Genomic DNA, 14,535 nt, shown 5'->3' on the forward strand with positions numbered 1-14,535 from the left:
GTGCCTGTGGGATCACTTCTGCGACGATCTCAGCCATGATGAACTTCGTCGTCAAGACGCTCGCGAACGCCGGGGCCCTGCTGGTGGCCATCTGGCTCGTGGGCAACATCACGCTCACCGGTGACGACACCGCGCACAAGGCCCTCACCCTCATCCTCGTCGCCCTGGTCTTCGGCGTGGTCAACTGGCTGGTGAAGCCGCTGGTGAAACTGCTCTCGCTGCCCCTGCTCGTGCTCACCCTCGGGTTGTTCACGCTGATCGTCAACGCCCTGATGCTGCTGCTCACCTCCTGGATCTCCGGCAAGCTCGACCTGGACTTCCACGTCGAGGGCTTCTGGGCGGCGTTCCTCGGCGGCCTGATCATCAGCATCGTCTCCTGGGCCCTGAACATGGTCCTGCCGGACGAGGACTGACCCCGGGGCTGCATCATGGAGCCCATGAGCGCTCCGTCCTCCCGCACCCCGCTGCGGGTGTGCTTCGTGTGCACCGGCAACATCTGCCGTTCGCCGATGGCCGAGTCCGTCTTCCGCGCCCGTGTCGAGGAGGCCGGACTCGGCGCCCTGGTCGTCGCGGACAGCGCGGGGACCGGCTCCTGGCACGAGGGCGACGGCGCCGACCACCGCACCGTGGCCGTGCTCCGCGCGGCCGGGTACGGGCACGAGCACATCGCGCGCCAGTTCCAGCCCGAGTGGTTCGCCGGGCTCGACCTGGTGATCGCCCTCGACTCCGGCCACCTGCGGGACCTGCGCCGGCTGGCGCCGACCGCGGAGGACGCCGCCAAGGTACGGCTGCTGCGCTCCTACGACCCCGGTGCGGACGCCGGCGCGGACGGCCGTGGCCTGGACGTGCCCGACCCCTACTACGGGGACATCGGCGGCTTCGAGGAGTGCCTGGGGATGTGCGAGGCCGCCGCCGACGGCCTGCTGGAGGCCGTACGCGACGCCCTCGGCGAGCCCGCGCCCACGCCGTGACCCGTCCGGCCGGACTCGCGGACCGGGTCGCCGCCCTGCTGGGCGAGCCGGTGACCGAGCTCGGCCCGGTGGGCGGCGGCTCCATCTGCCGGGCGGTACGGCTGCGGCGCCGCTCGGGCGGCACGGTCTTCGCCAAGACCCTCGCGGACGCGCCGCCGGGCTTCTTCGCCGCCGAGGCCGCGGGCCTGCGGCTGCTGGGCGGGACCGGCACGGTCGCCGTACCGGAGGTGCTCGCCGCCGACGACCGCACGCTCGTCCTGGAGTGGGTCGAGCCCGGCCCGGCCACCCCGGCCGCCGCCGAGCGCCTGGGCCGTGAACTCGCCGCCCTCCACCGGTTCCCCGCCCCGGGGTACGGGACGGCGCACCCCGCCTACATCGGTTCGCTCCCCCTGCCGTCACCCGGCTCCGGGCAGGCGTCCGGCTCCTGCGGGGACTGGCCCTCCTTCCACGCCGGCCGGCGGCTGCTGCCCTTCCTGCGGCAGGCCGCCGACGACGGGGCCGTGGCCCCGGCCGACGTCCGCGCGGTCGAGCGGGTCTGCGAGGCGCTGCCGCTGATCGGCGGCCCCCCGCAGCCGCCCGCGGTGATCCACGGCGACCTGTGGTCCGGCAACGTCCTGTACGCCGCCGACGGCCGCGCCCGCGTCGTCGACCCGGCGGCGCAGGGCGGGCATCCCGAGGCCGACCTGGCGATGCTGGAGCTGTTCGGCTGCCCGCACCTGGAGCGGGTGCTCGCCGCGTACGAGGAGGTCCGGCCGCTGCCCGGCCGCCGGGAACGGGTGCCGCTGCACCAATTGCACCCCCTGCTGGTGCACGCCGTCCTGTTCGGGGCGGGCTACGGGGCCGCCGCGGGCCGGGCCGCCCGTGAGGCCCTCGCGTCCGCCTAGCGGACGGCCGTGTTCGTTGGCCCGTACACCGGTATCTTCCGCCTGTACGTTCGCGAAGACGGGGAGAGCGAGGAGAGGGCGATGACGGAGTACGAGAGCAGACCCGGGGACAGCACCCGCAGTGTGCACGCGGGCCGCCCGCCGGCCCGGCCGCACGAGCCGGCGCTGCCCGGCCCGGTGTTCGCCGCGCACTTCCACCTGCCGGGCGACGTCACCGGCCCGTACACCTACGGCCGTGACGAGAACCCCACCTGGACCCGGCTGGAGGAGGCGATCTCCGCCCTGGAGTCCCCGGACGTCCCCGCGCAGACGCTGGCCTTCTCCTCGGGCATGGGCGCCATCTCCTCCGTGCTGTTCTCGCAGGTGCGTTCCGGCGACACCGTGGTGCTGCCCTCCGACTGCTACCAGGCGACCCGCACCCTCCAGGGCCGCCTGGAGGACTACGGGGTCTCGGTGCGCCTGGCGCCCACCGCGGGCGACGCCCAGCTGAAGGTGCTGGAGGGCGCCCGGCTGCTGTGGATCGAGACGCCGTCCAACCCGGGCCTCGACGTGTGCGACATCCGCCGGCTGGCCGACGCCGCGCACGCCGCGGGCGCGCTCGTGGCGGTCGACAACACCCTCGCCACCCCGCTCGGCCAGCGTCCGCTGGACCTGGGCGCGGACTTCTCGGTGGCGAGCGGCACCAAGGCGCTGTCCGGCCACGGCGACCTGCTGCTGGGCTACGTGACCACCCGTCGGCCCGAGCTCGCCGCCGGCGTGCGGATGTGGCGCAAGACCGTCGGCGCGATCCCCGGTCCCATGGAGGCCTGGCTGGCCCACCGTTCGCTGTCCACGCTCGCGCTGCGGGTGGACAAGCAGGCCGCCAACGCCCTGGAGCTCGCCGCCGCGCTGCGCCGGCGCCCCGAGGTGACCGACGTGCGGCACCCGGGTCTGGTGGACGACCCGGCGCACGCCGTCGCGACCGCGCAGATGACCCGGTTCGGCAGCGTCGTGTCCTTCACGCTGCCCGACAAGGAGCACGCCGAGCGCTTCCTGTCCGAACTGCTGCTGACGACCGAGGCCACCAGCTTCGGAAGCGTGACCAGCACCGCGGAACGCAGGGCACGCTGGGGCGGCGACGCGGTCCCCGAGGGCTTCGTCCGCTTCTCGGTCGGGGTGGAGGACGCGGCCGACATCCTGCGGGACGTGACGCAGGCCCTGGACGCCGCCGCGCGCTGACCCCGTCCGTTCATCTCGGACAGATATATCTACGTAGTGGGCCCTACGCAGAATGGGTGGCCCGAGCCTCCCCCCTCGTGGCTCGGACCACCCTGGCTTTACGCGCGGAGATCCGCTCGAACAAGGCTAGTTGACTCTGCGTCAGTGTCCAATCACAGTTGCGATACAGACCTATCGATATATTTATATGTTGGGGTCGTACCGGTGGCTGGGAGGGAGCGGTTCCATGGATCTGGCTCTGCTGCGCACGTTCGTCACCGTGCACCGGGCCGGCTCCTTCACCAGGGCCGCCCAGTTGCTGGGACTGTCGCAGCCCGCCGTCACCAGCCAGATCCGCAGCCTGGAGCGGCAGGTGGGCCGCCCCCTGTTCCTGCGCCTGCCGCGCGGCGTCGCCCCGACCCCCGTAGGGGACGACCTGGCCCACCGGGTGGCCCCGCACCTCGACGCCCTCCTGGAGATAACCGAGGCGGACCTCGACGAGGAGTCCGGCAACCGCACCCTGCACCTCGCCGGGCCGCCCACCTTCACCTCCCTGCGCGCCCTTCCCGCCCTCGCCCCGCTGGTCGCCGAGGGCCTGCAGCTGCGGATCGCGCTGGCCGGCGAGGACGAGGCCCTGGCCGGCCTCGCCGCGGGCCACCACGACCTGTCCATCGGCACCCTCCGGCCGCGCGACCGGCTGCTGACCGCCAGCGCCCTGTGGGACGAGGAGCAGATACTCGTGGCCGCCCCCGTCTGGCAGGAGCGGATCGGCGGCCCGCTCGCGGTGCGCACCCACGGGGCACAGGTCCTCGACGACATCCCCGTGATCTCCTACGACGAGGGCATGCCGTTGATCGACCACTACTGGTCCGCGGTCTTCGACACCACCCCCGCCATCGTCCCGGCCGTGGTCGTGCCCGACCTGAGGGCGGTCCTGGAGTGCGTGGTCGCCGGGGTCGGCATGGCCGTCCTGCCGCGCTACCTGTGCTGCGAGGCCATCACGGCGGGCGCCGCCAAGGCGCTCCTGGAGCCGCCGGTGCCACCCCTGCGCACGTACTTCGTCTCGGTGCGCGCCGGAACGCTCGCGCTGCCGCACATCGCGCGGGTGCACGAGCAGCTGATGCGCTCCTCCGCGGCCTGGTGACCGCGCGCCCGGCGTACGGCGGGTGACCTCCGCGAGAACGCGGCGTTCCGATTCGCCGTCCCGGAGGCGTTTGCCGCCTCCCGCGCCGCGGCAGATCTCAGGCATGCCCCCGGACATCGAAGCACCTGCCACACCCGGTGCACCGACCGCCCCGGCCACCCGGCCGGTGGTCAAGCGCACCGCCCGTGCCATCCTGCTCGACGGCGACTCCCTCGTGCTCATCAAGCGCACCAAGCCCGGGCTCCACCCGTACTGGATCACCCCCGGCGGCGGGGTCGAGGTCGAGGACGCCACCATCGTCGAGGCGCTCCACAGAGAGCTGGACGAGGAGCTCGGCGCCAAGGTCACCGATGTCGTCCCGGCCTTCGTCGACACCGTCGAGCACATCGGCGAGGACGGCTCGCACGGCGTGAAGGTGCAGCACTTCTTCGTGTGCCGGCTGGCCTCCATGGACCCCTCGCGGCGGCACGGCCCCGAGGTGGAGGAGCCCTCGGGGACGTACGACGTGGTCCGCGTGCCCTTCAGCCGGGTCGGGCTCGCCTCCGTGGAGATCGTTCCGCTGACCCTGCGGCACTACCTGGACGGCAACATCGAAGGGGTGCTGGGACTGCTCTCGGCCGACCTCGGCTGACCCCGGGGCGACCCGGCCGGCCCCGGGGCGGCCTCAGACGCCGAACCAGCCCGGGCCCGCGCCGCCGGGCCGCGCGGTGCGGGAGTGCGCGGCGTCGGCGGCCGCCCGGAAGTGGTCGCCGCCCTTGCGCCGCACGTCGTCGGTGCCCCAGGCCCGGCCGCCCTGCAGGGGCACCTTCGCCATCCGCGGGATGTGCTTCGAGCAGTGGACGTACGCCTCCACGACGCTCACCCGTACCCACAGCTGAGGCCTGCGGCCGGGCACCGCGTCCACCGGGAGCGAGGGGTGCAGGGCACGCATCGCGCCGTCCGGGACCGCCCGCGCGCGGCCGTTGACGTGCAGTCCGATCCGGTCCCGGGTGAAGTCGAGCATCAGGATGCCCACGTGCGGGTTCTCGCGCATGTTGCCCAGCGAGGCCATCACGCCGTTCCCCCGGTACTCGGGGTAGACCAGGGTCCGCTCGTCCAGGACGGTCAGGAAGCCGGGCGGGCCGGCCCTGAAGGTGCTGTCGCACTCCCCCCGGGCGTCCGCCGTGGACAGGAAGAACATCTCCTGCCGCTCGGTGAACTCCCGCATCAGCGGGTTGAGGTGGTCCAGCACCTGTTCGGTGTAGAAGCGGTCCGCGCGGTCGGCCGTGCCCATCTCCTCCTGGACACGGTGCTCTCCCGCGCTTCCGGGACGTTCCTGCGGCAACGTTTCTCCTTGTGGGGGGTGGTGGGGGCCCGGGGGGGGCGTGGGCGGAGCGGATTCAGTCGCCGGCCGCGACCAGTTCCTCGATCAGGTCGTGCCGGATGCGCTGGGAGGGCATGCCGCTGCGCACGAGGGTGTCGACGCCGCTGCGGATCATGCCGGGCGGCCCGCTGAGGTACGCGTCGTACTCGGGCCAGGGGCCGTACTGCCGCACGATCTCGGGGAGCGGGCCGTGCAGCCCCACTTCGCCGCGGCCGTGGGAGACCACGGGGCGCACCGAGAGCCAGGGGTGGCGCCGGGCGAGCCCCACCAAGGTGTCCAGGTCGTACAGGTCGTGGTCGCTGCGGGCGCCGTAGAAGACGTCCATGGCACGGCGGCGGCCGTGCTCGGCGACGTCCTCGACCAGGGCCTTGATGGGGGCGATGCCGGTGCCGCCGCCCAGGCAGAGCAGTCCGTTGTCGGTGCTGTGGTCCACGACCATGGAGCCGCCCGGAGGACCGAGCCGCAGCACGTCGCCGGGCCGCGCGCGGTGCACCAGCGCCCCGCTGACCCAGCCGGCCGGCACGGCCTTCACGTGGAAGACCAGCAGGCCGTCCGGGCGGGGGGCGCTGGCGAAGGAGTAGTGCCGCCAGACCCGCGGCCACCAGGGCGTCTCCAGCGTCGTGTACTGGCCCGCGAGGAAGGGGTAGGGCTGGTCGGGGCGGACGCTGAGCACCGCGATGTCGGAGGTGCGCGGTTCGTGGCTGACGATCTCCGCCTGCCACCAGGGCGGCGCGTGCTTCTCGTCGGCCGCCGCCGCGTCGATCATGATCTGCGAGATCGCCGTGTAGGCGCGCACCCAGGCCGCCTCGACCTCGTCGTTCCAGACCGCCGAGGCGTACCGGGTCAGCGCCCCGATCAGGCATTCCCCCACGGCCGGATAGTGCTCGGGCCGGGTGCCGTATTTCCGGTGGCCGCGGCCCAGGTGGGACAGGTATTCGGTGAGTATCTCGGCGTCGTCTATGTGCTCCGCGGCGGTGAGGAGCGCTTTCAACAATCGGTCGCGCTGCGCGTCCATCGCGGCCGGAAAGAGTTCGCGCAACTCCGGATGCCGTATGAACAAAAGTGCATAGAAATACGACGTCGTCTTGTCGGCTACGGGCGCGACCTCCTCCATCGTCCGCCGGATGAGCAGTGCGTCCGCGCTCGGCTGCCGCGACCGCGGCCGGGCCTCCGCCCGGGGCGGGGGCTGCCGGTCCGGCGGCTCCGGGTGGTGCCGCGGCCCCGGCGCGTCCTGCGGGGGGCCGGGCCGCGGCAGCGCCGGGCCGGGGTCGGCGTTCCGCCCGGCTCCCGTGCCCACCGGCCTTATGGGCCGTACCGGGCGGCTCGGCTCGCCGCCGCCCCCGCCCTCGTGGTGGGGTCTCGGCCCGTCAGGGGGTGTGTGCGGCGTGAACCATCCGGAGGACCCAGCCCCGGCTCCCTTTCCCGGTTCGGCCGCGTTCGTGGTCAGAGCGTCCATGGTCAGCTTCGCCTCGAGCTTCTCCCGGTCGGTGTCCGTACATCGGCCACACATCCTGCGCGGAAAGCCTGCCAGGACTTCACGCCGCCCGGACAAATAGCCGGAAGTACGGGAAACGCCGATACGGATCCGGTTAAGCTCAGCCGAATGTGAAGCCCCGCTGCCGCGGAACCCTGACGACCCTACCCCGAGTCACTGCTTTCACAACCGCCACTCAATTCCCGTGACGATCACCACAGTTCCATCGTCACGTATTCAGCCCACGACCAGCGCATACGCTTCACGCAAATCGCGCCCCGTGTACGCATGGCTGGCCAGCCCGCTCACGTGGTGGTCCCCGTTGACCGCGACCGACACCGGCACCGCCGCGAAGAGCGCCGTGTCCGACAGCGAGTCCCCGTACGCCACGCACTCCGCGCGGCTGACCCCGTAGCGGGCGCACAGCTCGTCCGCCGCCGTCACCTTCGTCTCCGGCAGCAGGATGCCCGCCACGTCCAGTCCCGCCGCCGGGCCGAACGGGAACTCCGGGAAGACCGACGCCCGCACCTCGTGCGCCCCCCACTCCAGCAGCCGGCGCACGAAGAAGTCCGGGGAGAGCGACACCACCGCGCAGTGCTCCCCGCGGGCGGCGATGTCCGCCCACACCTCCCGTATCCCGGCCAGCCACGGGGCGCCCTCGAACGCCGTCGCCACCTGCGCCGGGGTGAGCGCCCGCCACAGCTCGTACGCCCGCTCCGCGTAGCCCGGCGAATCCAGCAGACCCCGCCCGAGCGCGTGCTCCAGCTCGCGGAACTCCGCCACCAGCCCCAGCTCCCGGGCGAGTTCCATGCTCGCCGAGGAGCCGTGCATCAGCGTCCCGTCCATGTCGAAGATGTGCAGCCGTCCCACGCGGTCCCTCCCTCGTCACCCGCCGCCCGGCCGGTCCCCGGCGGCGTCCCTCCGAACAGCCGGGCGGCGTCCTCCGCCGCCCCGCGGACCGCGGGCCTGCGGTCCGCCGCCCGCCAGGCCAGCGCGACCGTGCAGCGCACGTCCCCGGCCAGCGGCACGATCACCACGTTCGACCGCGCGTAGTGCTCGTCGGTCGCCGTGCTCGCCAGTGCGCAACCCCGCCCCGCCGCCACGAGTTCGAGCGTCTCCTCCAGCGATCCCGACGGCACCGTCCCGGCCACGTGGGCGACGCCCACGGCCGACGGATGGCGGAAGCCGGCGTAGGCCGCGTCCCCGGTCCGCGGCACCACCCAGGTCCTGCCGCCCAGTTCATCGGGCGCGACCTCGGTCCTGCGGGCCAGCGGGTCCGTCGCGGGCAGCGCCACGCAGCGCCGGTCGCTGGAGACGGTCACCATCCCCAGTCCCGGGGCGTCCAACGGGGGCCACACGATGGCCAGGTCGGAATGCCCGTCGAGCAGCCCGCAGGAGGGGTCGTCGAAGTCGTAGCGCCGCAGCCGCACGTCGCCCGGGGCGCGGGCCTGGACCAGGTCCAGCAGCTCCCGGGTGCGGCCGGCCGCCGCCTCCCCCAGGAAGCCCACGGTGAACGGCCGGGACGCCCCGTCCAGCAGCCCCTCGAGTTCGTCCGCGGCGTCGACCGCCGCCACCGCGTGGGCCAGGATCCGCCGCCCCAGGTCGGTCAGTTCGGCCCGTTCGCGGTTCCGCACCAGCAACGGCCGCCCCGCGGCGGCCTCCAGTCGGCGCACCGACTCGCTCACCGTGGGCTGCCGTACGTCGAGTTGCCGAGCGGCCGCCGAGAACGAGCCCGTACGCGCCACCGCCACGAACGCCCGCAGGCCGGGCAAGGTCAGCGTCACTCCCGGAGGATAGCCAGGCCCCGGCCGATGGCCATAGGGGAAAACTATGGGTGTCGCCCGCCGCCGCCACGGCACGCTGCCCGCATGACATCCCCCACGGCCCCCGTGCGCCGCCTCACCCCCGCCGACCTCCCCGCCTGCAGCGCGCTGGCCGTCAGCCGCGACTGGGGCGCCGAGGAGCACAAGTGGCGCTTCCTGCTCACCCACGGCGCCGGTTACGGCATCGACGCCCCCGACGGCGACGGCCTGGCCGCCACCACCGTCCTGACGCGCTACGCGGGCGGCCTGGCGGCGGTCAGCATGGTCCTGGTCGCGGCCCGGTACGAGGGGCAGGGCCTCGGCCGGCGCATCATGACCCACGTCCTGGCCGAGGCGGGCGACGACACCGTCACCCTGCACGCCACCGACCGCGGCCGCCCCCTCTACGAGAAGCTCGGCTTCCGGGCGGTCGGCACCGTCGTCACCCACCGCGGACGCTTCGCCCCGCTGGTGCCCGCCCCCGACCGTCCCGGCGCCGCCCAACCGCGGCCCTTCACCGAAGCCGATCTGCCCGCCCTGCTCGCCCTCGACGCCGAGGTGTTCGGCGCGGACCGCTCCCCCCTCCTGCGCGACCTGCCGCGGTTCGCCGAACGCCTCCTGGTCGCCGGGGAGGACGGTGTCCTGACCGGTTACGCCTCGGCCTGGCTCAACGCGGACACCCTGGTCGTGGGCCCCGTCGTCGCCGGGAGCACGGCCGCGGCGAAGCGACTGATCACCGCGGTCACCCGTGACGCGGGCACACCCGTCCGCCTCGACCTGCGCACCGGCACCCCCGGCGGTCTCGACGGCTGGGCCGCGGAGCACGGCGTGGCCCCCGTCTTCCCCAACACCCTCATGGTGCTCGGTGACCGTGACCTGCCCGGCGACGAACACCGCCGCCACGCACCGCTGATGGTGGCCCTGGGCTGAGCCGCCGTCCGGCCGCGCGAAGGTCGCACGGCGGATCCCCGCCCCGGGCGGCTCAGGTCTGGGCCATGTCCACGAAGCGCGAGTAGTGGCCCTGGAAGGCCACGGTGATGGTGGCCGTGGGGCCGTTGCGGTGCTTGGCGACGATCAGGTCGGCCTCGCCGGCACGCGGGGACTCCTTCTCGTAGGCGTCCTCGCGGTGCAGCAGGATCACCATGTCCGCGTCCTGCTCGATGGAGCCCGATTCGCGCAGGTCGCTGACCATGGGCTTCTTGTCCGTGCGCTGTTCGGGGCCACGGTTCAGCTGGGAGAGCGCGATGACCGGCACCTCGAGCTCCTTCGCCAGGAGCTTGAGGTTACGGGACATGTCGGAGACCTCCTGCTGACGGCTCTCGGGCCGGCGCGAACCGCCCGCCTGCATCAGCTGGAGGTAGTCGATGACGACCAGGCGGAGGTCGTTGCGCTGCTTGAGCCGGCGGCACTTGGCCCGGATCTCCATCATCGACAGGTTCGGCGAGTCGTCGATGTAGAGGGGCGCCGCGGAGACGTCGGGCATGCGGCGGGCCAGTCGCGTCCAGTCGTCGTCGGTCATGTTGCCGGAGCGCATGTGGTGCAGGGCGACCCGGGCCTCGGCGGACAGCAGGCGCATCGCGATCTCGTTGCGGCCCATTTCGAGGGAGAAGAAGACGCTGGGCATGCCGTTGGTGACCGAGCAGGCACGGGCGAAGTCCAGCGCGAGCGTGGACTTGCCCATCGCGGGACGGGCGGCGATGACGATCATCTGGCCCGGGTGCAGACCGTTGGTGAGGGAGTCCAGGTCGGCGAAGCCGGTGGGCACCCCGGACATCTGGCCGCTGCGCGAGCCGATGGCCTCGATCTCGTCGAGGGCGCCCTCCATGATCTCGGAGAGCGGGAGGTAGTCCTCGCTGGTGCGCTGCTCGGTGACGGCGTAGATCTCGGCCTGCGCGGAGTTGACGATCTCGTCGACGTCGCCGTCGGCGGCGTACCCCATCTGCGTGATGCGCGTGCCCGCCTCGACGAGCCGGCGCAGGACCGCGCGCTCGTGCACGATCTCCGCGTAGTACTCGGCGTTGGCGGCGGTGGGCACCGCGTTGACGAGACTGTGCAGGTAGGGGGCCCCGCCCACGCGCACGAGCTCACCGCGCTTGGTCAGCTCGGCGGCGACGGTGATGGGGTCGGCGGGCTCACCGCGGGCGTAGAGGTCGAGGATCGCGGCGTAGATGGTCTCGTGGGCGGGCCGGTAGAAGTCGGCGCCCTTGAGCACCTCGACGACGTCGGCGATGGCGTCCTTGGACAGCAGCATGCCGCCGAGCACCGACATCTCGGCGTCCAGGTCCTGCGGGGGTACGCGTTCGAAGCCGGCCCCTCCGCGGTCGTCGTCACGGTCGCGGTCGCGGTCCCGCTCGTCCCTCCGGCGGAAGCGGGAGACGGGCAGGCGGTCGCCGGGACCGTCCGGCGGGAACGGCGGCTCGCTCCCCCAGTGGTCGTCCGCGGGTTCGGGCTGGCTCACCCCCCTGCCACCTCCTCCCGTCCGGCGCGGACCGCTGCGTCGTGTTCCATTTCCTACGCCACGGCTCTGACAATCAGCCGCCCGGACACACCTGTGGCACGTCGGGCGACGCCCCACGGTAGGGGTCCGCGGGGCCCACAGCCAAGACGGTTATCCACAGGGGCTGGGGATGACCTGTTGAAGAACCGCCCCTACCTGTGGAGAAGCCCGCTCCAGCTGTGTACAGGGCGGGGGACAGCGCGGTGGACAAGCACACAATCACCCAATGATCACGCGGTTGACCTGCGCTTTCTTCATCCACCCGCTGTGGACAAGAAAAACTTGCCCGCTCGGCTCAAGATCACGACAAACGGCACGGAGGAGATCACCCTGCGCAGCCGGAAGTAAGAGGCAGAATTGCCTTGCATCCCTTACATGTGGATGATTACCCTGGCCGGGTGCCCCAGGTCGCCGAACACTCCCCCCAGCAGGCCGTACGCCGCCACGACCGCGAGATCATGGGCCTCGCGCTGCCCGCCTTCGGCGCGCTGGTCGCCGAACCACTCTTCCTCATGGCCGACAGCGCGATCGTGGGCCACCTCGGCACCTCGCAGCTCGCCGGGCTCGGTGTCGCGGGCGCCCTGCTGACCACCCTCGTCGGCGTCTTCGTCTTCCTCGCCTACGCCACCACCGCCGCCGTCGCCCGCCGGGTCGGCGCGGGCGACCTGCCCGCGGCGATCCGCCAGGGCATGGACGGCATCTGGCTCGCCCTCCTCATCAGCGCCGCCGCGGTCGCCGTCGCCGTCCCCGCGGCACCCGCCCTCGCCGACCTGTTCGGCGCCTCGGGCACCGCGGCGCCGTACGCCGTCACCTACCTGCGGATCAGCGCCCTCGGCATCCCCGCGATGCTCGTCGTCCTCGCGGCCACCGGTGTGCTGCGCGGACTGCAGGACACCCGTACCCCGCTCTACGTCGCCGTCGGCGGCTTCGCCGTGAACGCCGTGCTCAACGTGGTGCTGGTGTACGGCGCCGGCCTCGGCATCGCCGGCTCCGCCTGGGGCACCGTCATCGCCCAGAACGCGATGGCGGCCGTCTACCTCGTCGTCGTGGTCCGCGGCGCCCGCCGGCACGGCGCCTCGCTCCGGCCCGACCCCGCCGGCATCCGCGCCTGCGCCCAGGCCGGGACGCCCCTGCTGATCCGCACGCTGAGCCTGCGGGCCGTCCTGCTGCTCGCCACCGTGGTCGCGGCCCGGCTCGGGGACGCCTCCGTCGCCGCCCACCAGATCACCATCGCCCTCTGGTCGCTGGCGGCCTTCGCCCTGGACTCCATCGCCATCGCGGGTCAGGCCATCATCGGCCGCTACCTCGGCTCCGACGACGTGGCCGGGGCCCGGGCCGCGTGCCGCCGCATGGTGCAGTGGGGCATCGCCTCCGGCGTGGTGATCGGCCTGCTCCTGGCCGTCTCCAGGCCGCTGATCGCCCCGCTGTTCACCCCGGACCCGGCCGTGCGCTCCCAGTTGACGACCGTCCTGCTGGTGGCGGCGCTCTCCCAGCCGGTCTGCGGCGTGGTCTTCGTGCTGGACGGGGTCCTCATCGGCGCCGGCGACGGCACCTACCTGGCCTGGTCGACGGTCGTCACCCTCGCCGTCTTCGCCCCCGTGGCGCTGGCCGTACCCGCCCTGGGCGGGGGACTCACCGCCTTGTGGTGGGCGATGGGGCTGATGATGCTCACCCGGCTGGCCGGCCTGCACTGGCGCGCCCGCTCGGGGAAGTGGGCCGTCACCGGCGCCGTACGCGCCTGACCCGCGGGCCCTCCCGTACGCCTCCCGCACACCTCCCGCACGTGGAACGACGCCGGGCCCGGAACTCGCGGTTCCGGGCCCGGCGTTCACGCGGTGCGCGAGTGTCAGGAAGCGACGACCTCGACGTCGAGAGCGGCCTCGACCTCGGGGTGCAGACGCACCGACACCTTGTGCGAGCCCAGCGTCTTGATCGGGGAACCGATCTCGATCCGGCGCTTGTCCACGTCCGGACCGCCCGCGGCCTTGACGGCGGCGGCGATGTCGGCCGGGGTCACCGAACCGAACAGCCGGCCGGCGTCGCCCGCGCGGGTCGACAGCTTGACCTTGACGCCCTCGAGCTGCGCCTTGAAGGAGTTGGCCTGCTCGACGGTCGCGATCTCACGGATCCGGCGCGCGCGGCGGATCTGCTCGACGTCCTTCTCGCCACCCTTGGTCCACGCGATCGCGAAGCCGCGCGGGATCAGGTAGTTGCGGGCGTAGCCGCTCTTGACCTCGACGACATCGCCGGCGGCACCGAGGCCGCTGACCTCGTTGGTGAGGATGATCTTCGCCATTGCTCGGTCACCCTTCCTTAGCGAGCGGTCGAGGTGTAGGGCAGCAGCGCCATCTCACGGCTGTTCTTCACGGCCGTGGCGACGTCGCGCTGGTGCTGGGTGCAGTTGCCGGTGACCCGGCGGGCACGGATCTTGCCGCGGTCGGAGATGAACTTCCGCAGCAGGTTCGTGTCCTTGTAGTCGACGTAGGTGATCTTGTCCTTGCAGAACACGCAAACCTTCTTCTTAGGCTTGCGAGCAGGCGGCTTCGCCATTGTCTCTCTCCAGTGTGATCAAGAAGTTTGGTACGCCGCCGCCCTTAGAAGGGCGGCTCGTCCGAGAAACCGCCGCCGCTGCCGGAGCCACCGCCCCAGCCGCCGCCACCGCCGCCCTGGCCGCCACCGGCCGGAGCGCCGGTCGCCCACGGGTCGGCGTCGGGCGCACCGCCCTGGCCGCCACCGGGGCCACCGCCCCAGCCGCCGCCACCGCCGCCCTGGCCGCCACCGCCGCCGTAACCGCCCTGGCCGCCGCGCGAGGCACCGCCGCCGCCGCTGGCCCGGGTGATCTTGGCGGTCGCGCTGCGCAGGCTGGCGCCGACCTCGTCGACGTCCAGCTCGTAGACCGTCCGCTTGACGCCCTCGCGGTCGTCGTACGAGCGCTGCTTCAGACGGCCCTGCACGATGACGCGCATGCCCTTCTGGAGCGACTCGGCCACGTTCTCCGCCGCCTGCCGCCAGACCGAGCACGTGAGGAAGAGGCTCTCGCCGTCCTTCCACTCGTTGGTCTGCCGGTCGAAGGTGCGGGGAGTGGACGCGACACGGAACTTCGCGACCGCCGCACCGGACGGGGTGAAGCGCAGCTCGGGGTCGTCGACGAGATTGCCGACGACCGTGATGACGGTCTCGCCTGCCATGGTGAGTGACCTCTC

General features: G+C 72.8%; 16 protein-coding genes. 8 read left to right on the plus strand and 8 right to left on the minus strand.

Annotation, left to right across the window (positions count from 1 at the left end; genetic code table 11):
* Positions 1-35 precede the first annotated feature (35 nt).
* The 6 genes from OG937_22495 (at position 36) to OG937_22520 (ending at position 4,827) form a co-directional block, all read left to right on the plus strand.
* Positions 36-413 (plus strand): phage holin family protein, encoded by a 378-nt coding sequence (locus OG937_22495; protein WUD74264.1) that lies wholly within the window; start codon positions 36-38, stop codon positions 411-413.
* A gap of 24 nt (positions 414-437) precedes the next feature.
* Positions 438-971, plus strand: coding sequence for a low molecular weight phosphotyrosine protein phosphatase (locus tag OG937_22500; protein WUD74265.1), 534 nt, complete (start codon positions 438-440; stop codon positions 969-971).
* Positions 968-1,855, plus strand: a complete 888-nt coding sequence (locus OG937_22505) for a fructosamine kinase family protein (GenBank protein WUD74266.1) — start codon at positions 968-970, stop codon at positions 1,853-1,855. Before OG937_22500 ends, OG937_22505 begins: the two co-directional genes overlap by 4 nt.
* Positions 1,856-1,936: 81 nt before the next feature.
* Positions 1,937-3,073 carry a cystathionine gamma-lyase gene (locus OG937_22510; GenBank protein ID WUD74267.1) on the plus strand — a complete coding sequence of 379 codons (1,137 nt, stop codon included), beginning with the start codon at positions 1,937-1,939 and terminating at the stop codon, positions 3,071-3,073.
* Positions 3,074-3,299: 226 nt separating this feature from the next.
* A complete protein-coding gene (locus tag OG937_22515) occupies positions 3,300-4,196 on the plus strand; it encodes a LysR family transcriptional regulator (protein WUD74268.1) in 897 nt (298 codons plus the stop codon).
* Positions 4,197-4,299: 103 nt separating this feature from the next.
* Positions 4,300-4,827, plus strand: coding sequence for an NUDIX hydrolase (locus OG937_22520; protein WUD74269.1), 528 nt, complete (start codon positions 4,300-4,302; stop codon positions 4,825-4,827).
* A 33-nt stretch (positions 4,828-4,860) separates the two neighbouring features.
* On the opposite strand, the gene OG937_22525 is transcribed toward OG937_22520, so the two are convergent.
* The 4 genes from OG937_22525 to OG937_22540 all read right to left on the minus strand — a co-directional run bounded on the left by OG937_22525 (position 4,861) and on the right by OG937_22540 (position 8,817).
* Positions 4,861-5,520, minus strand: a complete 660-nt coding sequence (locus OG937_22525; protein WUD74270.1) for a pyridoxamine 5'-phosphate oxidase family protein — start codon at positions 5,518-5,520, stop codon at positions 4,861-4,863.
* Between the two features lie 55 nt (positions 5,521-5,575).
* Positions 5,576-7,015 (minus strand): globin domain-containing protein, encoded by a 1,440-nt coding sequence (locus tag OG937_22530; GenBank protein WUD74271.1) that lies wholly within the window; start codon positions 7,013-7,015, stop codon positions 5,576-5,578.
* 255 nt (positions 7,016-7,270) lie between these two features.
* Positions 7,271-7,903 (minus strand): HAD family phosphatase, encoded by a 633-nt coding sequence (locus tag OG937_22535; protein ID WUD74272.1) that lies wholly within the window; start codon positions 7,901-7,903, stop codon positions 7,271-7,273.
* Positions 7,864-8,817: a LysR family transcriptional regulator gene (locus OG937_22540; GenBank protein WUD74273.1), complete on the minus strand. Its 954-nt coding sequence runs from the start codon at positions 8,815-8,817 to the stop codon at positions 7,864-7,866. The genes OG937_22535 and OG937_22540 overlap by 40 nt, the downstream gene beginning before the upstream one ends.
* A gap of 84 nt (positions 8,818-8,901) precedes the next feature.
* Here OG937_22540 and OG937_22545 point away from each other — a divergent pair, with 84 nt between their 5' ends.
* Positions 8,902-9,765 carry a GNAT family N-acetyltransferase gene (locus OG937_22545; GenBank protein WUD74274.1) on the plus strand — a complete coding sequence of 288 codons (864 nt, stop codon included), beginning with the start codon at positions 8,902-8,904 and terminating at the stop codon, positions 9,763-9,765.
* Between the two features lie 52 nt (positions 9,766-9,817).
* Here OG937_22545 and dnaB read toward each other — a convergent pair whose 3' ends face one another.
* On the minus strand, positions 9,818-11,293 hold the full coding sequence (gene dnaB / locus OG937_22550; GenBank protein ID WUD74275.1) for a replicative DNA helicase: 1,476 nt from the start codon (positions 11,291-11,293) through the stop codon (positions 9,818-9,820).
* A 497-nt stretch (positions 11,294-11,790) separates the two neighbouring features.
* Between dnaB and OG937_22555 the strand changes: the two genes are divergently transcribed.
* Positions 11,791-13,074: an MATE family efflux transporter gene (locus tag OG937_22555; protein ID WUD78843.1), complete on the plus strand. Its 1,284-nt coding sequence runs from the start codon at positions 11,791-11,793 to the stop codon at positions 13,072-13,074.
* Between the two features lie 104 nt (positions 13,075-13,178).
* On the opposite strand, the gene rplI is transcribed toward OG937_22555, so the two are convergent.
* From rplI to OG937_22570, 3 genes are read right to left on the minus strand one after another with little or no spacing between them, the layout of a single operon-like run.
* Positions 13,179-13,628 carry a 50S ribosomal protein L9 gene (gene rplI / locus OG937_22560; protein WUD74276.1) on the minus strand — a complete coding sequence of 150 codons (450 nt, stop codon included), beginning with the start codon at positions 13,626-13,628 and terminating at the stop codon, positions 13,179-13,181.
* A gap of 17 nt (positions 13,629-13,645) precedes the next feature.
* Positions 13,646-13,882, minus strand: coding sequence for a 30S ribosomal protein S18 (gene rpsR / locus OG937_22565; protein WUD74277.1), 237 nt, complete (start codon positions 13,880-13,882; stop codon positions 13,646-13,648).
* Positions 13,883-13,926: 44 nt separating this feature from the next.
* Positions 13,927-14,520, minus strand: a complete 594-nt coding sequence (locus OG937_22570; GenBank protein WUD74278.1) for a single-stranded DNA-binding protein — start codon at positions 14,518-14,520, stop codon at positions 13,927-13,929.
* Positions 14,521-14,535 lie beyond the last annotated feature (15 nt).

Origin of the sequence: Streptomyces sp. NBC_00510 (assembly GCA_036013505.1) — a bacterium.
Taxonomy (GTDB): Bacteria; Actinomycetota; Actinomycetes; order Streptomycetales; family Streptomycetaceae; genus Actinacidiphila.